At 64.8% G+C, this 23,339-nt stretch carries 21 protein-coding genes; 9 read left to right on the forward strand and 12 right to left on the reverse strand.

Annotation, left to right across the window (positions count from 1 at the left end; all coding sequences use genetic code 11):
* On the forward strand, positions 1–168 hold a 168-nt coding region (locus FJZ36_10565), incomplete at its 5' end, for a transposase (protein MBM3215343.1).
* A gap of 60 nt (positions 169–228) precedes the next feature.
* On the opposite strand, the gene larC is transcribed toward FJZ36_10565, so the two are convergent.
* From larC to FJZ36_10585, 4 genes are all read right to left on the reverse strand, one after another.
* The gene (larC, locus tag FJZ36_10570) at positions 229–1,566 is read right to left on the reverse strand and encodes a nickel pincer cofactor biosynthesis protein LarC (GenBank protein MBM3215344.1); all 1,338 of its coding nucleotides are present in this window, start codon (positions 1,564–1,566) and stop codon (positions 229–231) included.
* Between the two features lie 41 nt (positions 1,567–1,607).
* Positions 1,608–2,387, reverse strand: a complete 780-nt coding sequence (gene purQ / locus FJZ36_10575; GenBank protein MBM3215345.1) for a phosphoribosylformylglycinamidine synthase I — start codon at positions 2,385–2,387, stop codon at positions 1,608–1,610.
* Between the two features lie 102 nt (positions 2,388–2,489).
* On the reverse strand, positions 2,490–3,560 hold the full coding sequence (locus FJZ36_10580; GenBank protein ID MBM3215346.1) for a hypothetical protein: 1,071 nt from the start codon (positions 3,558–3,560) through the stop codon (positions 2,490–2,492).
* Positions 3,561–3,655: 95 nt separating this feature from the next.
* Positions 3,656–5,122 (reverse strand): phosphomannomutase/phosphoglucomutase, encoded by a 1,467-nt coding sequence (locus FJZ36_10585; protein MBM3215347.1) that lies wholly within the window; start codon positions 5,120–5,122, stop codon positions 3,656–3,658.
* A gap of 74 nt (positions 5,123–5,196) precedes the next feature.
* Between FJZ36_10585 and FJZ36_10590 the strand changes: the two genes are divergently transcribed.
* Positions 5,197–6,747 carry an altronate dehydratase gene (locus FJZ36_10590; protein MBM3215348.1) on the forward strand — a complete coding sequence of 517 codons (1,551 nt, stop codon included), beginning with the start codon at positions 5,197–5,199 and terminating at the stop codon, positions 6,745–6,747.
* Positions 6,748–6,760: 13 nt separating this feature from the next.
* Here the strand turns inward: FJZ36_10590 and FJZ36_10595 are convergent, their stop codons facing one another.
* The gene (locus FJZ36_10595) at positions 6,761–7,765 is read right to left on the reverse strand and encodes a hypothetical protein (GenBank protein MBM3215349.1); all 1,005 of its coding nucleotides are present in this window, start codon (positions 7,763–7,765) and stop codon (positions 6,761–6,763) included.
* A gap of 178 nt (positions 7,766–7,943) precedes the next feature.
* Between FJZ36_10595 and FJZ36_10600 the strand changes: the two genes are divergently transcribed.
* A complete protein-coding gene (locus tag FJZ36_10600; GenBank protein MBM3215350.1) occupies positions 7,944–9,041 on the forward strand; it encodes a hypothetical protein in 1,098 nt (365 codons plus the stop codon).
* Between the two features lie 11 nt (positions 9,042–9,052).
* Positions 9,053–10,093, forward strand: coding sequence for a hypothetical protein (locus tag FJZ36_10605; protein ID MBM3215351.1), 1,041 nt, complete (start codon positions 9,053–9,055; stop codon positions 10,091–10,093).
* Here FJZ36_10605 and FJZ36_10610 read toward each other — a convergent pair.
* Positions 10,090–11,337 carry a hypothetical protein gene (locus FJZ36_10610; GenBank protein ID MBM3215352.1) on the reverse strand — a complete coding sequence of 416 codons (1,248 nt, stop codon included), beginning with the start codon at positions 11,335–11,337 and terminating at the stop codon, positions 10,090–10,092. The two genes, FJZ36_10605 and FJZ36_10610, sit on opposite strands and share 4 nt — an antisense overlap.
* A 26-nt stretch (positions 11,338–11,363) precedes the next feature.
* Between FJZ36_10610 and FJZ36_10615 the strand changes: the two genes are divergently transcribed.
* Together FJZ36_10615 and FJZ36_10620 are read left to right on the forward strand one after the other, a co-directional pair.
* The gene (locus FJZ36_10615; GenBank protein MBM3215353.1) at positions 11,364–12,347 is read left to right on the forward strand and encodes a Gfo/Idh/MocA family oxidoreductase; all 984 of its coding nucleotides are present in this window, start codon (positions 11,364–11,366) and stop codon (positions 12,345–12,347) included.
* A 23-nt stretch (positions 12,348–12,370) separates the two neighbouring features.
* Positions 12,371–13,138, forward strand: a complete 768-nt coding sequence (locus FJZ36_10620; GenBank protein MBM3215354.1) for a phytanoyl-CoA dioxygenase family protein — start codon at positions 12,371–12,373, stop codon at positions 13,136–13,138.
* Here FJZ36_10620 and FJZ36_10625 read toward each other — a convergent pair.
* The 4 genes from FJZ36_10625 to FJZ36_10640 are packed head-to-tail and all read right to left on the reverse strand — an operon-like array spanning position 13,135 to position 17,759.
* Positions 13,135–14,562 (reverse strand): DUF4832 domain-containing protein, encoded by a 1,428-nt coding sequence (locus tag FJZ36_10625; GenBank protein MBM3215355.1) that lies wholly within the window; start codon positions 14,560–14,562, stop codon positions 13,135–13,137. The genes FJZ36_10620 and FJZ36_10625 overlap by 4 nt on opposite strands.
* Positions 14,559–15,602, reverse strand: coding sequence for a hypothetical protein (locus tag FJZ36_10630; protein ID MBM3215356.1), 1,044 nt, complete (start codon positions 15,600–15,602; stop codon positions 14,559–14,561). The genes FJZ36_10625 and FJZ36_10630 overlap by 4 nt, the downstream gene beginning before the upstream one ends.
* Before the next feature lie 5 nt (positions 15,603–15,607).
* Entirely contained in the window at positions 15,608–16,909 is a 1,302-nt protein-coding gene (locus FJZ36_10635) for a phosphopyruvate hydratase (GenBank protein ID MBM3215357.1), read from the reverse strand.
* A 19-nt stretch (positions 16,910–16,928) separates the two neighbouring features.
* A complete protein-coding gene (locus tag FJZ36_10640; GenBank protein ID MBM3215358.1) occupies positions 16,929–17,759 on the reverse strand; it encodes a hypothetical protein in 831 nt (276 codons plus the stop codon).
* A gap of 107 nt (positions 17,760–17,866) precedes the next feature.
* On the opposite strand from FJZ36_10640, the gene FJZ36_10645 reads away from it, so the two are divergent.
* Positions 17,867–18,571, forward strand: coding sequence for a peptidase S16 (locus tag FJZ36_10645; GenBank protein ID MBM3215359.1), 705 nt, complete (start codon positions 17,867–17,869; stop codon positions 18,569–18,571).
* A gap of 5 nt (positions 18,572–18,576) precedes the next feature.
* Here FJZ36_10645 and serS read toward each other — a convergent pair whose 3' ends face one another.
* The gene (gene serS, locus FJZ36_10650) at positions 18,577–19,905 is read right to left on the reverse strand and encodes a serine--tRNA ligase (protein ID MBM3215360.1); all 1,329 of its coding nucleotides are present in this window, start codon (positions 19,903–19,905) and stop codon (positions 18,577–18,579) included.
* 193 nt (positions 19,906–20,098) lie between these two features.
* Between serS and FJZ36_10655 the strand changes: the two genes are divergently transcribed.
* On the forward strand, positions 20,099–22,189 hold the full coding sequence (locus FJZ36_10655) for an ADP-ribosylglycohydrolase family protein (GenBank protein ID MBM3215361.1): 2,091 nt from the start codon (positions 20,099–20,101) through the stop codon (positions 22,187–22,189).
* Positions 22,190–22,206: 17 nt separating this feature from the next.
* The gene (locus FJZ36_10660) at positions 22,207–23,151 is read left to right on the forward strand and encodes an SMP-30/gluconolactonase/LRE family protein (protein MBM3215362.1); all 945 of its coding nucleotides are present in this window, start codon (positions 22,207–22,209) and stop codon (positions 23,149–23,151) included.
* Positions 23,152–23,205: 54 nt separating this feature from the next.
* On the opposite strand, the gene FJZ36_10665 is transcribed toward FJZ36_10660, so the two are convergent.
* Positions 23,206–23,339, reverse strand: a 134-nt coding sequence (locus tag FJZ36_10665) for an IS1 family transposase (GenBank protein MBM3215363.1), incomplete at its 5' end; no start/stop codon positions are given.

Below are 23,339 nucleotides of genomic sequence, written 5' to 3' on the forward strand. Positions count from 1 at the left end.
CTTCCGCGTCGTTGGGTCGTCGAGCGGACGTTCGCGTGGATGGGGAGATTCCGACGGCTGGCGCGCGACTATGAGCGATTGGAGCAAACGTTGGTAGGTCTTCATTTCCTCGCGTTCGCCATCCTGATGCTCAAACGGTTTGTCGCGCGGGTTCCACAAAGTGCATAACACACTCTAGGGATCTGTCGCTCGTGAAATGGCCGTGCGCCGTTGGCGCTCCGCCGCCGGTCACGACTGCCCGTACACCGACCGGTACGCTTCGATCGCCGCGTCGTAGACCTCGCGGATGGGCGCGCCCGAAAGCTCTGCCGCCCGGCGGCAGTCGTCATACTCAGGAGCGATCTTCAGGATATCGGGTGCAGTCCCGACTTTCACGCGGACTTCGCCGAACCGAGTCGTGACGCGAACGACCTCGCGCGCGACCTTGCGACGCGAGAGCGGCGACACGCGAACGCCGAAGGTCGATGTTTCGCGCAGTACGAGAGCCGACAGCCCTTCGACGGCATCAGGCTCCGCGAGAACTGAGAGTTGGTACGCGGGTCTGCCCTTTTTCATGGTGATCGGTGTGAAATAGGCATCGAGCGCGCCAGCCGCCAAGAGCTGATCAACCAGATATCCAAAAGCCTCCGGCGACTGGTCGTCGATGTTCGTCTCGATGAGATGGACGGTGTCGGTCTGGAAGGCGGTCGCGGCATCGGGCCTGTCTCCGATGACGACGCGCAGCATGTTGGGCTGTTCGATGAGGTCGCGCTTCCCCGCCCCGTAGCCGACCGCGCGAACCGTCATCTCAGGTGTTCGCCCGAAGCCGGAGGCGAGCGTCGTCACGATGGCTGCGCCGGTCGGCGTGATGAGCTCCCGGTCTATCGACGTTGGGTATACGGGCACATCCTTGAGCAGTTCCATCGTTCCTGGAACCGGTATCGGCATCATGCCGTGATCGCACCGGACGAATCCCCTCCCGACGGGCAGCGGTGAGCAATAGACGGCTTCAATGCCCATCAGATCGAGCCCGGTCGCCGCGCCGACGATGTCGATGAGAGCATCGATTGCGCCGACTTCGTGGAAATGGACTTCGTGCTTCGAGACACGATGTGCGTTCGCCTCTGCCTCTGCCAATCGGTCGAAGATGCGCGAGGCGGTGCGCTTGACGCCATCTGGCAAGTTGCTACGGTCGATCAGCGCCAGGATGTCGTCGAGCCCGCGATGCGGGTGATCGTGCGTGTGCGCGCCGTCTGTGTCGTGGGTGTGGTGGTGTCCGTGGTGGCGGTGCCCGCCGCCACCGTGGTGATCGTGGCCGTGACTGTGGCTGTGTTCGTGCGTGTGCTCGCGAGTATCCGCGTCGGTTCCATGCTGGGCGTGTCCGGCGTGGTCGTGGGCGTGAACCTCGACGCGCGTCGCGGCGATGGCGTGCCGATGCGTCGTGCTGACATGGAGATGCCATTCGTCAAGGTTCAGCTTCGCGAGCTCGCGGGTGAGAGCCTCGACATCCAATCCGGCGTGAATGAGCGCGCCGAGGATCATGTCGCCGCTGATGCCCGAAAAGCAGTCGAAGTAGGCGATTCGCAAGGCGTCGCTTTCAGATCGGTTTGCGCAGAACCTGGGTCAACTCAGTTGAGGTGCTCGCGGGCATAGTCCACCGCATTTCGGAACAGCGCCATGCCGTGACCTTCTGCCGGCAGCGCTTCGCGTGTCCAGCGCGGATGCTGCGTGCGCTGTACGAACCGCTCCGGGTGTGGCATCAGACCCAAGACGGTTCCCGATGGATTGCAGACCCCGGCGATTCCCTTCGCCGATCCGTTCGGGTTCGCCGGATAGCCTGCCGCGCCGCCAGAGGGATCGCAGTAACGGAAGACGATCTGAGACTGTGACTCGATCCGGTCGAGGACCGCGTCGCTCGCGAGGAGCTTCCCTTCCGCATGGGCGACCGGCAACTGGATCGCCCGCTCCATCCCGCGCGTGAAGACGCAGGGAGTCGGTTCAGGCTGCAAGTGCACCCAGCGGCATTCGAATCGACCCGAATCGTTGTGCGTCAGCGTGGCTTCCTGCGTCCCGACCGCGACGAAGCCCGGAAGCAACCCCGCGCGGATCAAGACCTGGAACCCGTTGCAGACGCCCAACACCAGCTTCCCGTCGGCGACGAACCGCTCCAGCGGCTCGCGGAGCCGGTAGACGAGCTCGTTGGCGAAGAGCTTGCCCGCAGCGATGTCATCTCCGTACGAGAATCCGCCGGGCACAACGAGAACCTGGAACTCGTCGAGGGCGCGTTCCTTCTCGAGGAGACGGTTGATGTGGAGCCGTTCGACTTGGGCCCCAGCCAGCCGGAAGGCGTGCTCGGTCTCGACGTCACAGTTCACGCCGCCTGTGCGCAGGACGAGAACTCGCGAGATCGCGCTCACAGGTGTCTCCTCACGTTGGGTTCGGCGCGCAGAAGGAGATCGTCACCCACCACTCTTGAATGATAGCACGAGCGCGTCCGCTGCCTCCGACCTTCACGGTGATGGTCGCAGCCTCCGTGACGATACGGAGCGAAACGAGTCTCGTTCTGCTGGAGGCTCTTTCTTGAGCCTACCCCATACGGATGGAGAGCCCGCTAACGGACTCACTGCCTGGTCCGAGGAGCCAAACCAGTTGGGGTAGTAAGGCCACGACCCTGGCGCGTAGTCTGTGATCCGGCGGACGTCTCTTCCATCGCGAGCGGCGATGTAGAGGTTGCCACCTGCTTCACCTCGGAGGAACTCCCGCACGGGAGCCGCCGCCAACACGATCTGCCTCCCGGTTGGGGACCACGACGCGTAGAAGACATTCAGCGTCTTGGACGTGACGGACCAGGTCCTGCCACTTTCGATGTCGAGAGCCTCCAGGTCGTGGAACGAATCGTCGACGACTCGGAGATAGAGGACCGCCGAACCGTCGGGAGACCACTGAGGGTAGAGTTCTTGCGCGCGGCTCTGAGTCAGGTTCCGCAGCCTGGCGCTCTCGATGTCCAATACGAAGATGTCGTTGGTCGGAAGAGCGTTGCCGCCTCGCTTTCGCCAGAACGACTGATCGCGCTGGGATGTGAACGCGACTTGACGACCGTCCGGCGACCAGGACGGGTGGTCGTTCATCCATCCGTCGTCTGTGAGGGGCCTGGACGTGTTTTCCTGCAGATCGAGCAGCCAGATGTTAGCAGTCCCGATACCGTCCCGCATGTCATACGCCACATAGGCAATACGCCGCTCGTCGGGCGACCAGCGCGGGAACTGCGCGGACAACCGCGCAATCGGCTGAAACCCCTCGCCTGAGAGCAGGACAAAGCCGATGTCGGTCCCAGTCGAGATAAGAACCCTCGTACCGTCGCGCGAGCCGTAGGGCGCAGGGACCAGTGGAACCGGCTGGTCTGGACGTAGAGCCTTTTCACGCCCATCCGGGTCGACCATAGCCAAGCGCGCCTGTGCACCAGCACGCGCATCCTGCCTCAGCAGGAAGACGATGTGCGATCCTGCCGACCATGCCGGCAGAACGGGTACAATCGCAGCGATCACCAGCGCCCACGCTGTCCGACCAGAGGCTCGTCGCATGGGCCAGCTCCTTCCGTCAGCTTGCGCGGAAGTTCCGCTCTATGACCTCCCCAGCAACGCGGTCCTGAGATCTGCCCGGAACGCGACGGCTACAATCACAGTCTCGCCGCGATCTCCCGGACGGGCTCGATGTCGATGGGCAGACCGTCCAGGATGCGTAGGGCATCCTCCATGATCGTGGCGAGCTCCGCTTTGGTCTTCGCCTCGAATCTCGCGACGACAGCCGGCTCCGTGTTCGACACGCGGATGAGCCCCCAGCCCGAATCCGTGGAGAACCGCACACCGTCTACGTCCACGATATCGTAGTGGGAGGGGATCCGCTTCACGACTGCGGGCACGATGCTGGACTTCGCCGCTTCGTCGCAGTGGAGCCGCAGCTCCGGCGTTCCAGGGTAGTCCGGCAGGCTGTCGGCGATGTCATTCAGCGAGACGCCGCCGTTGGCGATGACCTCGACCATGCGCGCGCCGGCGTACATGCCGTCGTCGTAGCCGTAGTAGCGGTCGGCGAGGTACATGTGCCCGCTCATTTCCCCTGCGAGGACGGACTTCGTCTCCCTCATCTTCGCTTGCAGCAGGGGGTAGCCGGTCTTCCACATGACCGGCGTCCCGCCGACAGCTCGGATCCGTTCGACCAACGTCATCGAGCACTTGACGTCGAACACGACGGGCCCCGGGTTGGACCCGATGATCGAGTCGACGAAGATGGAGAGCATCTTGTCTCCCCACAGGAGCCTGCCGTCCGGCGTCATTGCCGCAACGCGGTCCCCGTCGCCGTCGATGCCCAAGCCGATGTCCGCGTTCGTCTGACGCACCGCCTCGCGCAGGGCGACCATGTTGGCAGGAACTGTGGGGTCGGGAATGTGGTTCGGGAACCGCCCGTCAGGTTCCGTGAAAAGCGGCACGACCTCGCAGCCCAGCGCTTCGAACATCTGAACGGCGATGGGACCCGTTGCGCCGTTGCCGGAGTCGATGGCGACCTTCAAGGAACGGTGCAGCGAGAAAGCCGCCTTCATGTAGTCGATATAGTCTGGCGCTACGTCCCGCGTCTGCATCGCGCCCTTGCCCGAAGTGAAGTCGTTGCCGACGACCATCTTGCGCATCTCTTGAATGTCGTCGCCGAAGAGCGCGCGTTCGTTCGTACGCGACTTGAACCCGTTGTACTGGGGCGGGTTGTGGCTCGCCGACACGATGAGCCCGCCGTCGTACCCGAAATGGGCGACGGCGAAGTACATGACGGGCGTCGGCGCCATGCCCAGGTCGTCCACATCGCAGCCGGTCGAGAGAATGCCTTCGATGGTGGCAGGTCGCAGCTCTGGCGAGCTCACGCGCGCATCCCCGGCAACGCAGACCCGTTTGCCGCGCAGCCGACGAATGGTCGTCCCGAACGCCCGTCCGACCTGCCGGGCGGCGTCGACGTTCACCTCGGTGGGGTAGATGCCTCGGATGTCGTATTGCCGCCAGATGGTGTCGGGGATCGCCATGGGTAGCCCTTCCTCGCGCGCTGTTGGGTCATCAAGCCGATGGTACGCAGGGAGCCGCCGAGCGTCAACGGAACCGGTCATTGACGCCCGTCGTGCTGACCCGTAGAATCCGCCCAGCCCGCACCGGTGACGTGTCCCTGCCAGGAGTCCGCGACATGCCGACCTTTCCGCTGCTCGACAAAGCCCTGTTGCTTCGGCTCGGCGATGACGTCGCCGTCGCTCGCGAAGACCTGTCCGCGATCAGCCTCGCGACGCCGGAAGGCTCCGAGATCGACGTGCGCGGCAGCATCCCATCGGGTCACAAGGTCGCCTTGAGGAACATCGTCGCCGGTTCGCCCATCTGCAAGTACGGCCAGACGATCGGCTTCGCCAAGTCGGACATCGAGGCGGGAAGCCACGTGCACGTCCACAACGTCGGCGTCCGCGACTTCGAGCGCGACTACAACTTCGGCGCGGAAGCGAAGCCTGTTGAGCCCTACGCAGCCGACCGAATGCGCACATTCATGGGCTATGAGCGGCCCGACGGACGCGTCGGGACCCGCAACTACATCGCGGTCATCTCAACCGTCAACTGCTCGGCGAGCGTGTCGACCTACGTCGCGGACGCATTTCGAGGGGATCGCCTGACGGACTTCCCCAACGTGGACGGCATCTTGCCCATCACGCACAAGGGCGGCTGCGGCATGGCAATCGGGTCCGAGGACTACGCGCAGCTTCAGCGGACACTCGCGGGCTTCGCCCGCCACCCCAACGTGTTCGGCTACGTCCTCATCGGGCTCGGGTGCGAGATCAACCAGCTCGAAGACCTGGTGGCGAACGAAGGGCTCCTGCAGATCGCCACGACTCGTAAGCCGCCCGTGACCATCTCGATCCAGGGCGAAGGGGGCATCCGCAAGACCATCGACGCTGGTGTCCGCGCCGTCGAGGCGATGCTGCCGGCGGCGAACGCTTGCCGCCGGACGGTTCAGCCCATCTCGAAGATCGTCATCGGAGCGGAGTGCGGCGGGTCCGACGCCCATTCGGGTATCACCGCGAATCCGGCCGTCGGCGCCTGCGGCGACGAGCTGGTGCGCTACGGCGGGACGCACTGCATCTCGGAGACCCCGGAGATGTACGGCGCGGAGCACATCCTGACGGCGCGCGCCGTCAGCGAAGAGGTCGGAAAGGCTCTCGTCGCACGGATCCAGTGGTGGGAGAACTACACGGCGATGTTCGGCGTCGAGATCAATAACAACCCGACGCCCGGGAACCAAGCCGGTGGATTGACGACCATCTACGAGAAGTCGCTGGGAGCCATCGCCAAGGGCGGCACGACTCCGCTGCGAGCCGTCTACCGCTACGCGGAACCCATGCGCGAGTCGGGGTTCGTCATCATGGACACGCCGGGCTACGATCCGGTCTCCGTGACCGGCATGGTCGCCGGAGGCGCGAATGTGGTCCTCTTCACGACGGGGCGCGGGAGCGTCTTCGGGTTCAAGCCAGTGCCGTCGATCAAGATCGCGACGAACACGCCGCTCTACGAGCACATGATCGACGACATGGACATCGATGCGGGCGTCATCCTCTCAGGCACGTCCGTGCGTGACGTCGGGCTACAGATCCTCGACGAGGTGATCGCGGTCGCTTCCGGCAAGCCCTCCAAGAGCGAAGCGGCAGGCGTCGGCGAGGCGGAGTTCAACCCCTGGAACATCGGTGTGACGCTGTAGCCTCTCTGGGCAGTCAGTCGTCCGACGACAGCGCGTCCATACACATCCGAAGCGTACCGGCGGCTTCGACGGCGTTCGGCGCGGGTTCCGGCGGCTCTCCCAGCAGCGCGCGACAGAGATCGACGGCGTTCACCCACGTCGTGCAGAGGTGGCCCAGCACCCGCACGGTCGCGTCGGCGCGGGCGCACTCCATCAGCGCTTGGGCGGCTTGCGCGTTCCGCCAGCTCCCGGGCAGCACACGGAATCCCCGTTCCTGGAAGTACCGAACCGACGGGTAGTCGTCGCGCGGCTCGTAGTGCCAGTCGCAGACGACGATGTCCTTCGGTATGGCGAAGATGGCGGGCGCTGTTCCGTCTGCGCTCGATTCCCACTTGCCGTATCCCATCGACTCGGCGTCGAGCAGACGGTCTCCCCATAGCATCATCTCGACGCCGCGTCGTCCGACGAGCTCGGCGTGGTAGTCGTTGACGGCTTTGGCGAAGAGCTCGGCGGGGTCCTTCCCTCGGCAGCGCGGGCACTGGTCGCTGGCGATCAGGAACACCTCGTCCATGCCGACGTGGAACCCGTCCGCCTCGAACGCGTCGATGAGCTCTCCGAACAGATCGAACACGATCCCGTTCACGTCTGGGTGGAGCGGGCACCAGCTTCTGCAGTAGATGTCCGGGTTGTTCTTCGGCAAGTCGGGCGTCTCGTCGAACTGAGGGTACTGTGTCAGCAGGCTGAAGGTCGTCTTCGCCCACGACTGATGGCCCAGGCAGTTGAACATGGGCACGGGCCGAATGCCGCATTCACGGCACAGATCGGCGAACTCCCGGCACTCGTTCCGGGACACCGATCGCGACGCGCGAAGCTCTGGATGGGACCTATAATCGAACCCATAGTTGATCTCGAGGACGAGGACGTTGACACCGAGGGGAGCGAGTACCTCGTCGACGGCTCGGCGCAGCAGGGGCATGCCCTCGCTGCCGGGCGCCATGATGTGCACGGCGCGCCAATCCGGACTGCGTTGCGCTGGCATGTCGTTCCTCCTCGCGGCAATCGCGGTAGGGCGAGCGCTGGTTCCCCCAGTTCATCACGATTCGGCGCCAAGCGCATGTGGAATCGCGCGCAGGTCTCTTGAGGGAATCGGCGAATCGGGGCACTAATCGACTGAGGCGACCTCGTCGCGTGCACCTGCGCTTCCACGGAGCCTGAGCATGCCCTACGACGATCGGTACATGGCTTACATGGGTCTCGCCCCCAAGAAGATTCCCCACTGGGAGCATTGGTCCTGCCCGGACGCCGAGACGTACCTGACCGGCATCGACTACTACGAGTCGCCGCGAAGCTGCCGGCTCCGGCTCCGCGAACTGTATCCGGAGCTTGGGCTGGGCGTTCCGGCAGACGACACGCCGGTCCCGAAGCCCACGCTAGGAACGGACGGGCACTCGTCCTCGACAGACGCCCAGGGCAGGCGGCGTGTGCGCTGGGGAACCGGCGAGACGAGCCATTGGGACTGGGGAACCAACTTCCGCACGGTCGATGACGTGCTCTCCTACTCGCCGCTGGAGCACCAGGACATGCGGGAGATGGAGGTCGTCGAGAAGCGCGACTACACGGACGAGGAGAAACTCTACGAGTCCTACCGGCGCGGGTACCCGAAGGAGTGGGGGGACAAGGCTCCCGAGGGCAGCACGGCGTCCGTCGGGTTCTACAACACGATGTTCATGTGGCCCCTGCTGACGTTCGGCTGGGACCTGTTCCTCCAGACCTGTCTGCTGCCCGGGTTCGAGCGGATCATGGACGAGTTCGCCGAGATCAACCGCAAGGTGTTCCGCACCTTTGCGCGTCTACCGATCAACTTCGTGGTGTGCCACGACGACATCGTGACGGCGCGAGGACCCGTCTGCTCGCCCGCATGGATGTGCAAGTACATCTTCCCTCGCTACGAGGAGTTCTGGGGCATGCTCCGCGATGCCGGCAAACACGTCCTGTTCATGTCGGACGGGTGCGTGGACGCGTACGTGGACGACGTGATGGCTTGCGGGGCGCGAGGCGTCATCTCGGAGCCCTTCACCGACTACAAGGCGATGGCTCGGAAGCACGAGAACTGCTTCGCCGCTGGGGAAGGCGACAACCGCGTATTGACCCGTAACGACCCGGACGAGATCCGCGCCATGGTCGAAAGCATGGTCGAGACCTCCCGCATGACCGGCGGCTACATCATGTGCGTCGGGAACCACATCCCCTGGAACGTGACGCCGGAAGGCATCAAGCGGTACCTCGACCTGTCGCAGGAGTTGGCGCACCGATAGCGGAGCCACCCATGGATATTCGCGAGCGCATCGATGCCTACTGGGCGGGAGAGCGACCCGACGAGATCCCGTACACGATCTATCGCGGGGAGTGGGGCTACGCGCCCAACGATCCGGCGTGGGACGCGATGTACGAGGCAGGCTTGGGAGTGACGTTCCACATCGGCGCATCCGCTGGCGTTCCGGCGGATAGGGAAGTGCTGTGGGACGAGTACGTCGAAGGCGGCGAGTCCATACGGCGGCAGACGCTGCGGACATCCGTCGGCGAACTGACCCAGACCTGGGCGAACGGCTGGCACCGCAAGTACCTGCTGGAGACGCCCGACGACTACCGGATCATGACGCATATCGTCAGGAACACGTCCATCGAGTCACGGGTCGAAGCCTACGTCGACGCCCTGTCGAAGCTCCCACCCCATGGTATCGGGCTGTTAGCGATTGGTCGAACGCCGCTCCAGACGATCCTCGTCGACTACGCCGGACTGGAGAACTTCGCATTCCACCTCGCGGACTTCGAGGACGCCGTCCGTGATCTCTACGACGCGCTCCTCGCGAACTTCCGGCACGTCGTCGAGATTGCGGCGACGGTTCCGGGGCGGTTCGTGTCGAACCTGGAGAACTTCACAGCAGAGACCCTGGGGCCCGTCCGGTACGCCGAGTACCTACTGCCGGTCTACGAAGAGTGCTTCCCGGTTCTCCACGATGCAGGGAAGATCGTCGGTTCCCATTACGACGGACGGACGGCAGCGTGCGCACGCGAGATTGCGCGCGCTCCCATCGACATGATCGAGTCGCTCACGGAGCCCAACGAGGGCGACTTGCCTCTGGACGAGTGCCGGTCTGCGTGGCCCGACAAGCTCCTCTGGGTCAACATCCGCGTCGGCGATTACCAGCTTCCGCGCGCAAGGCTGCGCGACAAGGTTCTCGACCTCGTGCGGCAGGCAGCACCTGATGGCACGAAGCTCGCATTCGAAGTCTCCGAGCACTGCCCGCGCAACTGGAAGGATTCGATGCCCGTCGTCCTGGAAGCTCTCAAGGAGACGCGCGCCTAGTAGCGCCCATACCAGCGCACAAGCTCGATGACGCGGCAGTAGTCCGAGAAGTTGACGTCGCTGGGCACCGAGTGGTCGGAGTGGTAGATGTACCCGCCACCCTGTTTGGCGGTTGTGACCTTTGTGCGGATCTCCTCTTCGACCTCGTCCGCCTTGGACATCTTGCGAACGTCGATCCCGCCCTGGAGCACGAGCTTGTCGCCATAGAGCTCCTTGATCTCGACGAGGTCCATGCCCGCTTTCGTCTCAAGCGGGTTCAGCCCGTCCAGCCCGATCTCGATGAGGTCTGGCAGGAGCTCCATGATGTTACCGCAGGAGTGCAGCATCACCTTGGCGCCGCGATCGTGCGCCCAATCGAACGCTCGCTTGTGAACCGGCTTGAGGACCTCTCGGTAGGTCTTGAGAGAGAAGAAGAGCCCGTTTCGATAGCCCAGGTCGTCGGGGAAGCTGAGGCAGTCGAACGTGTAGCCGCGATCCCAAGCGCGCTCCAAGAGCGTGATGTTGAGCTCCAGCGCCGTCTCGAACATGTCGCGGCACCACTCGGGGTCGTCGACCATCGCCATCAGCATCCGCTCGGTGCCGACATGCCAGCTCGCGAACACGTCGTACCCGAACCACGCCCCGGCTTGGACCCACAGCTTCTGCTGCCGCCAGCGCGGGTGATTGCGCGCCAGGTCCGCCCAGTTGACGCGGTCGTCGGTGGGCGTCATCCGCGACTTGGCTTCCTCCCACGTGTCGCGGTCCTGGATGCGGAAATCGAGGAAGTCCGGCGTTGATGCCGAGTGCTTCCAGTTGCGCATCGTCGCGCCCCACGACGTCGTGCTCGTGACGTAGGTGTCCGTCTCTTCGACGACCTTCGATGGGTATCGCGGACTGTTGTCGGTGCCGATGCCGGGCCATCGCTCGAACCCGAAGAAGTCGCCTGCGCCGACGCCAGCAGGCAGACCTTCGCGGTGCCAACGGGCGATGGTGGCTCCCCAGGGCGAATCGGTCAACGGAAGGCGATCCGGTTCGCGGTGATCATAGATCGCTTTCATCCGCTCGTAGCTGGTCATGCTCTCAGCCATACCACGACTCCTAGTCTGGATATCCATCCAGGCGTCGAGCCTGCTCGCGCCGTCGATCCGCTCGACGCGCGCTCTTCCAGCAGCAGTATGACCTGAGCGCCGCTCGGGCGGAAGGGAACAAGGACGCTCAGCGCGGTTGACACCTGAGCTCTGCCGCCGTAGAGTGGGCGCGCCCATGACAGAGCGGAACCGGAGGACTCGCCATGTCAACGCTCAGAGTCGGTTACGTGGGAACCGGAGGCAACGCACAGGGACACCTGAAGCGCCTTGCAGCGATGGAGGGCGTCGAGATCGCCGCCTGCTGTGACGTGTCCGAGGAGCGCGCCAAGTCGTCTGCTGCCACGCACGGAGGCCAAGCCTACACGGACGCCAGAAAGATGCTCGACGAAGTCGAGATGGAGGTCTGCTACTTCTCGCTGCCGCCGTTCGCCCACGAGGGCGTCGAGATCGCGGCGGCAGAACGTGGGCTCCACATCTTCGTCGAGAAGCCGGTCGTCATGGATGTCGAGACGGGAGTAGCGACCAAGGAAGCCATCGACCGCGCCGGTGTGTTCTCGTGCGTCGGCTACCAGCTTCGGTACAACTCGAACGCCGACGGACTGAGGACATTCCTCGCCGACAAGCGCGTGACCCTTGCCGTTTCCGAGCGGTGGGGCGGCATCGCTGGCGGGTCCACGCACTGGTGGCGCGTCATGGATAAGTCGGGCGGGATGCTCCACGAGCAGGCGACGCATCAGCTCGACCTACTGCGCTACTTCGCCGGGGACATCGTCGAAGTGACGAAGCTAGAGTCGCTCCGCGTCAACACGGATCAGGAGAACCATACGATCCCGGACGCTGAGGTCGTGCTGCTACAATACGCGAGCGGAGCCATCGGGTACATCACGACGACGTCGGCGCTGACGAACGGCGGCGGCGGCTCGCGGATCGAGCTCGTCGTCGAGGGACATCTGCGCATCCAGTACGCCGATGGCGTGCGGGTCCTTCCTGACGGCGCGGCGACCGTGCCGATTCCGCCGACCCCCCAGCCAACATCCATCGACGACGCATTCATCCAGGCGATCCGCACAAACGACCGGTCGCTGGTCAAGTCGGACTACACGGACGGTCTGAAGACGTGCCTGGTGACGGTGGCGGCGAACCAGTCCGCGCGGGAAGGCAAGCCCGTCCGGGTGACCGCCGTCTGAACGTAGATCGAGGAGAAGCCGAGGTGACCGACCAGGAGCGGTATCTGTTCGACCTGCAGGGGTATCTCGTCATCCCGGAGGCGTTGTCGGCGGAGCAGCTCTCAGCTCTCAATGCGATCCTGGATGAGTACATCGCACGAGAGTGCGCTCCCGACATGACGACCAAACGGTTCGGCGGGATGCTCCATTGGGGTGATGTCTACCGAGACCTCATCGACAACCCGAGCGTCGTGCCGTATCTCGAAGAGACGCTCGGATCACGGTTTCGCCTCGACCACGTCTACCTCGATGTCATCCGGTCGGGGAAGGGGCCCATCGGGACGATCCTTCACGGCGGCGGCACGCCATTCGATCCGTCGCAGTACTATCGTTACGCCGATGGGCGGATGTACAACGGGCTGTCGGTGGTCGCCTACAACCTGAAGACGATTCATCCGGGCGACGGCGGGTTCGGATGCGTGCCGGGAAGCCACAAGAGCAACTACCGGTTCCCGAACGAGTGGCGCGACCTCGAAACGCTGCATCCGCGCGTCGACTGCGTGACGGGTCCGGCAGGAACTGCCGTCCTCTTCACGGAGGCGCTCACGCACGGCACGCTCCCTTGGCGAGGTGCGGACGAGCGACGGACGGTGTTCTTCAAGTACAGTCCGCACGCCGTCTCGTGGTCGGCACGGTACTTCGATTGGCAGGAGTTCGAGGGACTCACCGACCGTCAGAAGGCGATCCTGGAAGGACCCAACGCACGCTACGGCGGCAGACCCACCGATCCACTGGCGGAGCGTCGAGGCTAGCGCTCTACCGGACGTTCGGCGACCCGAACCGCGCCGACACAATACCAGCCGTCTGACTGTCTGCCCTCATTCGCCAGTCGGATAACCGGTTCCTGGGAGTCCGGGGGCAACAGAGCAATCTCAAGCGCATAGTCCCCGGCCGGTGCGTCTTCGGGAACCGACAGCCGTATGTCGAGGTGGATCGTGCCCGGCGTCCAGCCCCGGACTGGCGGACCGAGCGTCGTGACGGCGACGTGCGTCGAGGATGTGTTTCGCAGCCGAACGGCGACGCGGTCATCGCGGTAGGGCGGAGCGACGCCGACGTTTCCCCACTCCATATGGATGGGCAGCGCGGCTCCGGCGTAGACGGCATCCGGGTGCTCGACGCTCCGAATCACGATCCGGTAACCTAGCCGGCGAAGCAGCCGCTCGACCTCCCGCTTCGCGTCGGGCGGGATCGGGGCGGACTTGTTGTTCACGTAGCTGGCGTGCAGGTCGAGTGCGTAGTCGAAGATGGCTCCCACGTCCCATCCTTCCCCGACCCACTTGCGCATATCCCAGCAGGACTCGAACGCGACGGGCGCGGTTCGCCATACGTCTCGCGTCATGGTGCGTTCGAGCTGCTGGCGGTAGAAGTGCTCCATGTGGTTCCAGGTCTTCGAGAACCCGCCCATGTCGCCGAGGCAGTCCGCTCGCCACCCGCATCCGTTCTGGGCGGCGTAGGACAAGCCTTCCGCGTCGCCGATCAGCATGACTTTGGGCATGCGTGGGAAGGCACGCATCCAGGCGTTGATGATGCGCCTGCGCGTCGCCCATGAGGGGACGTCGACGCCCGTTCCGCTCATATGCCACTCGCCCCACAAGCCCACGGTACCAATGTCGAGCAGGTCGATGTCCGGGTGACCGTCGTAGCGCTCCGCGAGCCGCTCGATGAAGCCGAGGTGGGCGTCGAGGAAGATGGGGCTGTCCATGTCCGGGACCCAGTGCGTCGGGCCCTGTCCCTCGTATTGGTACGAGAACCCCGGACAGCCTTTGGCGCGCAACCACTCGGGTACGTACATCTCCTGCTCGTTCGTCCCGGCGCACATGACCCGGAGCGCCAATCGCTGTCCTGCTCGACGCGCGCGCGCAAGAAGAGCGTCGAGATGGACGAAGTCGATCTGACCTTCGACGGGCTCCAGCTCGCGCCAGTAGAACCGAAAGTAGGCGGACATGGACGGTAGTCCGCCGAGGTTGGGGTCCTCGTCGGCGAACCGGTGGAAGGTTTGCCAGCCCATACCGGGGTTGGGCAACAGTTCGTCGGTCTCGGCGAACACTCTCCTCATGGTCTCCCCAGTCGCCATTGGCGCGAGCGGAATGAACAGCGCAACCCACAGCATCGCCGCGACGCACGCTCCGCGAGGACGCGACGGCACGCAGCGCCACCGGTGACAGCCCAGCATCATCGGACTTCGTAGCTCCGCCGCGGATCCGGATGCTCGACAGCGAACGCCAGCCACTCCTCGAAGAGCAGGAGCTCGAGGTTCAGGATGTCGTCGTGCGACACACGCACGTACTCGACCAATCCCTGCGAGCACTCGTAGAGCATCGACACGCCGCCGCAGACATGGTGCAGCGCGCTCGTCAGGTTGAACGACGGCAGAGGCAGTTCCTCGCCGTCGGGCACGGGCTCGAACGGTTGTCCGGAGGGCAGACCCTCGCGGTCGTAGCGCTCATAGAGGCGTCGAGCGAAGTCCGCCTCGATACGCTTGTGCAGATGCGGCACGTATGCCGTCCGCAGCACCTGTGGAACGGTTCCGTGCGAGTGAAGGTTCAGGAGGTAGTCGGGCGCTTCGTCGCGGGCGAGGTCGAGGAGCGCCTTCGTCTCAGACACCATGGGCGCGAAGAACTCGTCGTGCATCGGATTGATGCCCTGGTCGTTGAAGTACGCGCCGAGGAGTCCGACGTCGCCGACCATCGGGTGGCGCTGCTTCGCTCCGGGCCAGCCGTACAGAGAGCCGTCCTGCCGCGTTCCCTGCCCGACGCGCGTCATCTCGTCGACCGAGACGCCGACGAAGCTCTCGTACGGGCATCGGGCTCTGCCGTCCGGGTTCCCTACAGGTACGATCAGCAGATGGCAGGCGTCGATGAGTTGGCGGAGCCGGTCCCAGGCTCGTCCGCGCAAATCGACGCCAGCCTCTGCGACGTGGATCAGGTTGACGATGCCAACGATGTTCTCGACTTCTTGCCCGTGGACGGGCCCGATAAGCAGCAGGGAAGGTGGCGCGTCGGCGGGCTTGTCGGCGTAGTGACGCGAGTCGCGCGCTCCTGCCGCCGAGTTATAGTTGGCTGACCCTCGCCGGATGGAGCGTGTCCCGTACCGGACGAGGTAGACCGGCCGACTGCCCGGTGAACGCGTCAGCACAGAGACGTCGCCGCGCGTCGCCGAGTGAACTGCGTCGTCGACGTCTTCGAGCCGACTGCGCCAGAAGGTTGGGAGTGCCATGGGCGCTAGGCTAAGTTGGAGAACACTTCCCTGCCCCGGAACAGGGCGCGGGAACCGAGTTCCTCCTCGATCCGCAGGAGCTGGTTGTACTTGGCGATCCGGTCCGTGCGGCACAGCGAGCCGGTCTTGATCTGTCCCGCGTTCGTCGCCACGGCGATATCGGCGATCGTCGTGTCCTCCGTCTCGCCGGAACGGTGCGAGATGACGGACGTGTAGCCGGCTCGCGTCGCCATCTGAATCGCTTCGAGCGTCTCGGTGAGCGTCCCGATCTGGTTCACCTTGACCAGGATCGAGTTGGCGATGCCCCGCTCGATGCCCTCACGAAGCCGCTTCGTGTTGGTCACGAAGAGGTCGTCGCCGACGAGCTGGACGCGGTCTCCGATGGCTTCCGTCAGCAACCGCCAGCCGTCCCAGTCGTTCTCCGCCATGCCGTCCTCGATGGAGATGATCGGGTACCGATCGACGAGGTCTACCCAGAAGGCGACCATCTCCTCGGCGGACTTCTCCGGCTTTGCTTCCGCCTGCAGGACGTACTTGCCGTTCTTGTAGAGCTCGCTCGTCGCGGGGTCCAGTGCCAGGAGGATGTCGGTGCCGGGAGCGTAACCCGCCTGCTCGATGCCCTCGATGATGACCTGGAGCGCCTCTTCGTTCGACTTGAGATCGGGTGCGAATCCGCCCTCGTCGCCGACGGACGTGTTGTACCCGCGCTTCTTCAGCACCGACTTGAGCGCGTGGAAGACCTCGACGCCCATGCGCAGCGCTTCGGAAAAGGACGAAGCGCCTGCCGGCATCACCATGAACTCCTGCAGATCGACGTTGTTGTCGGCGTGCGCACCCCCGTTGACGATGTTCATCATAGGCAGAGGGAGCTCGTGGGCGAGCGACCCGCCGATGTATTGGTAGAGCGGGACGCCTAAGCCGTTGGCTGCTGCTTTGGCGACGGCGAGCGAGACGCCGAGAATGGCATTGGCTCCTAGACCACCCTTGTTCTCCGTCCCGTCGAGTTCCAGGAGCACCTGGTCGATGGTCACCTGTTCGAGCGCATTGAAGCCAATGAGGGCGTCGGCGATCTGCTCGTTGACGTGCGCCACGGCGTTCTGCACACCCTTGCCGCCATACCGGGCGGAATTCCCGTCACGCAGCTCGACCGCCTCATACTCGCCGGTCGAGGCGCCGGACGGGACGGCGGCTCTGCCGAGAACCTCATCTTCGACGACGACGTCCACTTCGACCGTTGGGTTGCCGCGCGAGTCGAGGATCTCGCGACCCACGACATCGGTGATTTCGAGTTCAAAGGGCCTGCTCATGGGGGTGGTGCACTCCTGGTCAATCGGACGGTTCCCAGGGCTTGAGGAGCTCCCTCAGCCCACGTTTGGGTTGGCTACGCCACGACTCGCGAAGCGCGTCCATGACTTGGCTCCGTGTCGGCGGGCTTGCGGATCGCGCCGTGAGACGATTCGCGGTCTCATGCTTCTCGCGCAGAACATGACGCGCCTCAGCGTGGAGGACGCGGATGAAGCTCATTCCGATGGTGAACACACCCAGCACGGTGACAGTCCAGAACGCCGCGCTGATTATTGTTGCCGCCAGCAGGCAGAGCGCGAAAAGCGGGCTATCGAGGGTCAGAAACGCTGATCGCTTCAGCGTGAACCACACGCGCGGCGACTTGCCATCGATACCGACGGCGACTGGGACCCAGTAGCTCGACATCGCACCCACGAAGACCATCGCCCAGACCGTGAAACCGGCTGCCAGCAGGTTTCCGTAGGTTCCCAGCGCGCTGAAGACCCCGCCCCCGTAGAAGGCGGCGCTCGCCGCCAACATCATTGTCATCAAAACGCCGACGCTCATCAAGAGGACTGAGCGGAAGAGGTGGTGGCGCAGTCCACGCCAGAAGGTCCGCAGGTCGGTGCTTCCCGTCTCGGCGAGCCGCTGAGCCATTTCGCCCAACGCCGAACTCGCTGGATTGAGGAACGCCACGGGCACTGCCGCGACGCCGATGAGGGCGCTCGCCAACTCGTCGAACGGGAGAGACAGCAGTACGACGAGGCTCCACCAGGGCAGGCTCAACGCGAACCAGAGAAGGTTCGCAATGAGCAGCGAGCCCAGCGCGTCGTACACATGCCATAGGGTGCGTGACAGGACCTTGGCGAGCATGCGTTCCTCGGCGTCTTTGTCGGGCTTCTTTGTCGCGTTTTGACCCTCTGCAGAGCCGCGTGCTAGACTTCCAGCGACGCCATCACGCGCTCTGACAGGGAACCGCAATGACCGACGACCACGCCGACACCGTCACGATGCGGCTCTTCCCACTTCGCATGGTCCTCTTCCCGCGCATGACGATTCCGCTCCATGTGTTCGAGGAGCGATACCGGCTCATGATCGGGGAGTGCATCGAGCAGGAAGCCCCGTTCGGCGTCGTGCTGATCGAGCGCGGACGAGAAGTTGGCGGCACCGCCAGCGTCTACGGCGTCGGTACCACGGCGCGCATCACGCACGTCGAGCGCTTCCCGGACGGCAAGATGGACATCCTCGCCGTCGGAGAGCATCGGTTCCAACTGACGAGCTTCTTCCAGCACGAACCGTACCCGGCAGGACGTGTTCGGATCGTTCCTCTGCCGAAGACCACGCTCGATGACGCAGAGCTGACCCCGCTGGTCAGCTCCGTCCGCGACTCCTATGCTCGCTACTCGCGTCTGATGGGCGAGCTCGAAGACAGTTGGGAGCCCTCCGACGCGCTGCCCAAGACGCCCGTGGAGCTCGCCTACGAGATCGCGGCGACTTCGGCGTTGTCGGAGACCGCCAAGCAGCGCCTGCTCTCGGAGAGCGACCTGGGTGCGCTGCTGCGGACAGAGCAAGAGATGATCGACCGGCAGAACTACGAGAACAGCGCGCTCCTCGCCGCTAGACGCGGCATCTCCCAACGCGAACGGCGTTTCGGCAAGATGAAGTCGCCCTTCCGCCTCAACTGACACCTCTACGACGCGATGCGCTCGACGCCCATGTACGGCTGGAGCGCCTTCGGGAGCCGCACGCTTCCATCCTCGCACTGGTTGTTTTCCAGCAACGCGATGACGATACGCGGGAGCGCCAGCCCGGAGCCGTTCAGCGTGTGGACGAGCTCGGCGCGTTCGCCTTCTTCGCGTCGGAACCGGATCTCAGCCCGCCGCGACTGGAAGTCGGTGCAGTTGCTGATGGACGACACTTCGAGCCATCTGCCCTGGCCTGCGGCCCAGACCTCGATGTCGTACGTCTTCGCCGACTGGAAGCCCATATCGCCCGTACACAGTGTGATGACGCGGTAGGGGAGCTCCAGTCGTTGAACGATCCGCTCGGCGTCGGCGAGCATCTTCCCCAGCTCGTCATAGGACGTGTCAGGCGACGTGACCTTGACCAACTCCACCTTCTCGAACTGGTGGACGCGGAGGATGCCACGGGTGTCCTTGCCGGCGGCGCCCGCCTCGCGTCGGAAGCAGGGCGTGTGTGCCGTGTAGTAGAGCGGCAGGACCGAACCGTCGAGGATTTCGCCCGAATGGATGTTCGTGACAGGGACCTCGGCAGTCGGGATCAGGAAAGCATCTCCGGCGATGGCCCCCGCCGTCCCTTCGATGTCGTCCGTGTCCATCCCCTGGCGGGCGAGCCGGTAGAGCTCGTCCTCGAACTTCGGTAGCTGGCCCGTGCCGGTCATCGTCGCGCGGGTCACGATGAAGGGCGGGCTGAACTCCGTGTAGCCATGCTCCGTCGTGTGGATGTCGAGCATGAGGTGCACGAGCGACCGCTGGAGCTTCGCCCCAAGGCCTCGATATAGCGGGAACCCGCTGCCTGACAGCTTGCTGCCGCGCGGCAGGTCGATTATTCCGAGCTGCTCGCCTAGGTCCCAGTGCGGTTTGGGCTCGAACGAGAAGGACGGAACGTCGCCCCAAGTCTTCACGACCGGGTTGTCTTCAGCCGACGCGCCGTCGGGGACGGAGTCGTGCGGGACGTTCGGGAGGACCATCAGGATGGCGTCGATCTCAGACCGAGACTGGCGAACCTGCTCCTCGCGGGCGCGGAGCTCCTGGGCGACCTGCCCCATCCGCGCGATGACGTCGCTCGCGTCCTGCTTCTCGCGCTTGAGGACGCCGATCTGCTTGGAGACCTGGTTCTGCTCGTGGCGGAGCGTGTCGTAGGCGACGGTCGCCTCGCGCCACTGAGCGTCGAGAGCGAGCAGGCGTTCGACTTCCGGGATGAGGTCGTCGGCGTGCCGCCGTCGGAGCGCTGCGAGCAGGAGGTCCGGGTTCTCGCGGATCCACTTGAGGTCGAGCATCGGAATCGCCTTCCTTCGTCCATCTCGATCCGCCGCGCCGTGTTCCTAGGTTGAGTCAATGATAGCCGAGCCGCCGCGCGATGACTACGGGCGGAGCGCGTCCAGGCCCGGCCGGGCGGTCTTCCGAGTCAGGTTCCGATCCTGTATGATGCCCGCACGGCGAGAGTGACGGGACCTCGGACAGGAGCCTCCCATGGCCATCCCGCACGACTACGACGAGCGCGTCTACGCTGGCGTGCTCGGCAAGATCATCGGCGTCTATCTCGGCAGGCCCTTCGAGGGCTGGTCCTACGACCGGATTATGGAGCGCCTCGGCGAGGTGGACTACTACGTCAACGACCGGCTCAACGCCCCGCTGATCGTCACCGACGACGACATCTCCGGCACGTTCACGTTCGTCCGCGCGCTGGAGGACTACGGCAGCGGGCGCGACCTGACCGCCCGGCAGGTGGGCAACACGTGGCTCAACTACGTCATCGAGGGGCGGACGATCTTCTGGTGGGGCGGCATGGGGAACTCGACGGAGCACACGGCGTTCCTGCGCCTCAAGGCGGGCGTGCCGGCTCCCGAAAGCGGTTCCATCGCGCTCAACGGCAAGGTGGTCGCCGAGCAGATCGGCGCGCAGATCTTCATCGACGCGTGGGCGCTCGTTTGTCCCGGCGAGCCGGAACTGGCGGTCGAGCTCGCGGGCAAGGCGGCGAGCGTCGGACACGACGGCGAGGCGGTGTACGGGGCCCAAGCTCTAGCTGCCATGGAAGCACAGGCGTTCGTCGAGTCGGATCGGTTCCGCCTCCTGGACGTCGCGACCGCGCTCATCCCGCGCGACTCGATCATCTGCCGGATGATCGGCGACATCCGCGAGTGGCACGCGAAGGACGGCGACTGGCGTCGCACGCGCGAGCGGATCGTCGCGGACTACGGCTACGACAAATACGGCGGCAACTGCCACATGGTTCCCAACCACGCCTTGATCGTGCTGGGGCTGCTCTATGGCAACGACGACTTCCAGCGCTCGCTGATGATCACGAACACGTGCGGCTGGGACACCGACTGCAACTCCGGCAACATCGGCTGCCTCATGGGCATCAAGGGAGGGCTCGCGGGGCTCGACGCGGGTCCCGACTGGCGGGGACCTGTCGCGGACCGCATCTTCTTGCCGACAGCGGACGGCGGCAGGGCGCTCACCGACGCTGCCAACGAGGCGCTCTACATCGCGCGTCTGGGACGGTCCCTAGACGGGGAGTCGTGGGAGGAGCCCAAAGAAGGTGCCCGGTTCCACTTTTCGCTGCCGGGGTCCGCGCAAGGGTTCCTGCCGGACGACGGACCCGACTGCCGGGGCACGACCGCCGTCGAGAACGTCGGGAGCAGGCTGGCGATCCGCTACCGAGGCGTTGGGTTCGGACGAGACGCGCGTGCCGCGACGGCGACGTTCGTGCCGCCGGAAGCCATCTCGCTGGGCGGCTACAGCCTCGTCGCCTCGCCGACGCTGTACCCGGGTCAGACTGTGACGGCGAACGTGCAGGCTGAGTCGGAGAACTCGGGCCCAGTGAACTGCTGCGTCTACGTCTCCGTCTACGGCGAGGACAACAGGCTGACGATCCGGCGATCCGACGCCGTGAGCCTCGCGCCGGGCGCTCGACACGCATTCCGCTGGCGTGTTCCTGCCGACTGCCATCCCATCTGCCGCGTCGGGATCGAGGTAGCTTCGGTGAAGCGCGCGGACGGCGTCGTGCTGCTCGACTCGCTGACGTGGGACGGCACGCCCGACCTCCGGCTGGGGAAGGGACCTCTGGGCGGCGGGATGTGGCAGCGCGCCTGGGTCAACGCAGCGGATTCGCCGGGTTTCATCGGCGCGGATATGCCGACCGTCCGCATCATGCAGAACCACGACACGGGCATGCTCATTCAGGGAACGCGCGAGTGGAGCGGCTATACCGTCAGCGCGACGGTGGAACCGCACCTGGCGGTGTCTGCCGGGATCGCGGCGTGCGTTCAGGGGCTCCGACGGTACTATGCGCTCCTGCTCTGCGATGGCAGGGCGCTGCGTCTCGTCAAGGAGCTCGATGGACGGACGACCCTCGTTGAGAAGCCCTTCGCCTGGGAGCTCGATGCGCGATACGACCTTGCCCTCCGCACTGACGGCAATACGCTGACCGCGTTGGTCGGCGGCGAATCGGTCTTCACGGTAACGGACGACGACCGTCCCCTGCTGAGCGGCGCGATCGCGCTCCTGTGTGAGGTCGGACGCGTCGACTTCGGGAACATCACGGTTCAGCCCGTCTAGGACGAAAGGAACTCGCCTTGGAGCCGCGCATCGTCCACTACCCGGACCCGTGGATCGAGGTCGTCGACCCGCGTTTCGACAAGTACCGCATCGGGAACACGGTCGTGGAGCGGCTCTACACGGGAACGCGGTGGGCGGAGGGACCCGTCTGGTTCGGCGACGGTAGGTTCCTGCTGTGGAGCGACATCCCGAACGACCGGATGATACGGTGGGTCGAGGAGACGGGAACCGTCAGCATCTATCGCCAGCCGTCGAACTACGCGAACGGGAACACGCGCGACCGCCAGGGCAGGCTCATCACCTGCGAGCACGACAGCCGACGTGTCACGCGCACGGAGCACGATGGCTCGATCACCGTCCTCATGGACCGGTTCGACGGCAAACGGCTCAACGCGCCCAACGACGCGGTCGTCCATCCCGACGGGCACATCTGGTTCACCGACCCCGGCTACGGCATCCTGCTCAACTACGAGGGACACCGCGCGGAGTTCGAGCTGCCGACGTGCGTCTACCGGCTGAATCCCGACACGGGAGCCGCGACGGTCGTCACCGACGAGCTCGAAAGACCCAACGGACTGTGCTTCTCGCCGGACTACTCGCAGCTCTATGTCGTCGATACGGGCGTGACGCACAAGCCCGACCACAACCGGGACATCCGGATCTACGACGTCGTCGACGGCTCGCGCCTGGCGAATGGACGGATGTTCTGCGACATGTCGCCGGGCATCGCCGACGGCATCCGCTGCGACGTGGACGGGAACCTCTGGGCAGCCGCCGGATGGGTGGGCGAGGGCTACGACGGCGTCCACATCTTCGCGCCCGACGGGACGCTCATCGGCAGAATCCACCTGCCCGAGGCGTGCGCGAACCTCTGCTTCGGCGGCGCCAAGCGGAACCGGCTCTTCATGGCGGCGAGCCAGTCGCTCTACGCCGTCTACGTCGAGACACAGGGAAGCTACTGAAGGTTATACACGCCGTCTTCGGAGCGACGGCAGCCATGCGCCGTTGGATGTCCGCTAATGCCCGTCGGGCTTTTTTGTCCACGACGTCACGGTTCCGACTTTCACCGACTGAACGCGGCTGATCGCCTCGATGCTGGTTCCTTCGCAATACATCGTGACGGCTTGTTGGCGCACCTTTTCGGGGTAGA

Source organism: Candidatus Poribacteria bacterium (assembly GCA_016866785.1).
In the GTDB taxonomy this organism is placed as follows: domain Bacteria; phylum Poribacteria; class WGA-4E.

Coding starts and splice junctions, on each gene's coding strand:
- FJZ36_10645 (MBM3215359.1), top strand. CDS start 17,867: ATGACCGACGACCACGCCGACACCGTCACGATGCGGCTCTTCCCACTT.
- FJZ36_10595 (MBM3215349.1), bottom strand. CDS start 7,765: ATGCCAGCGCAACGCAGTCCGGATTGGCGCGCCGTGCACATCATGGCG.
- FJZ36_10625 (MBM3215355.1), bottom strand. CDS start 14,562: ATGATGCTGGGCTGTCACCGGTGGCGCTGCGTGCCGTCGCGTCCTCGC.
- FJZ36_10655 (MBM3215361.1), top strand. CDS start 20,099: ATGGCCATCCCGCACGACTACGACGAGCGCGTCTACGCTGGCGTGCTC.
- FJZ36_10630 (MBM3215356.1), bottom strand. CDS start 15,602: ATGGCACTCCCAACCTTCTGGCGCAGTCGGCTCGAAGACGTCGACGAC.
- FJZ36_10610 (MBM3215352.1), bottom strand. CDS start 11,337: ATGGGCGCGCCCACTCTACGGCGGCAGAGCTCAGGTGTCAACCGCGCT.
- FJZ36_10600 (MBM3215350.1), top strand. CDS start 7,944: ATGCCCTACGACGATCGGTACATGGCTTACATGGGTCTCGCCCCCAAG.
- FJZ36_10615 (MBM3215353.1), top strand. CDS start 11,364: ATGTCAACGCTCAGAGTCGGTTACGTGGGAACCGGAGGCAACGCACAG.
- serS (MBM3215360.1), bottom strand. CDS start 19,905: ATGCTCGACCTCAAGTGGATCCGCGAGAACCCGGACCTCCTGCTCGCA.
- FJZ36_10605 (MBM3215351.1), top strand. CDS start 9,053: ATGGATATTCGCGAGCGCATCGATGCCTACTGGGCGGGAGAGCGACCC.
- FJZ36_10580 (MBM3215346.1), bottom strand. CDS start 3,560: ATGCGACGAGCCTCTGGTCGGACAGCGTGGGCGCTGGTGATCGCTGCG.
- FJZ36_10590 (MBM3215348.1), top strand. CDS start 5,197: ATGCCGACCTTTCCGCTGCTCGACAAAGCCCTGTTGCTTCGGCTCGGC.
- FJZ36_10585 (MBM3215347.1), bottom strand. CDS start 5,122: ATGACCGGTTCCGTTGACGCTCGGCGGCTCCCTGCGTACCATCGGCTT.
- FJZ36_10640 (MBM3215358.1), bottom strand. CDS start 17,759: ATGCTCGCCAAGGTCCTGTCACGCACCCTATGGCATGTGTACGACGCG.
- FJZ36_10635 (MBM3215357.1), bottom strand. CDS start 16,909: ATGAGCAGGCCCTTTGAACTCGAAATCACCGATGTCGTGGGTCGCGAG.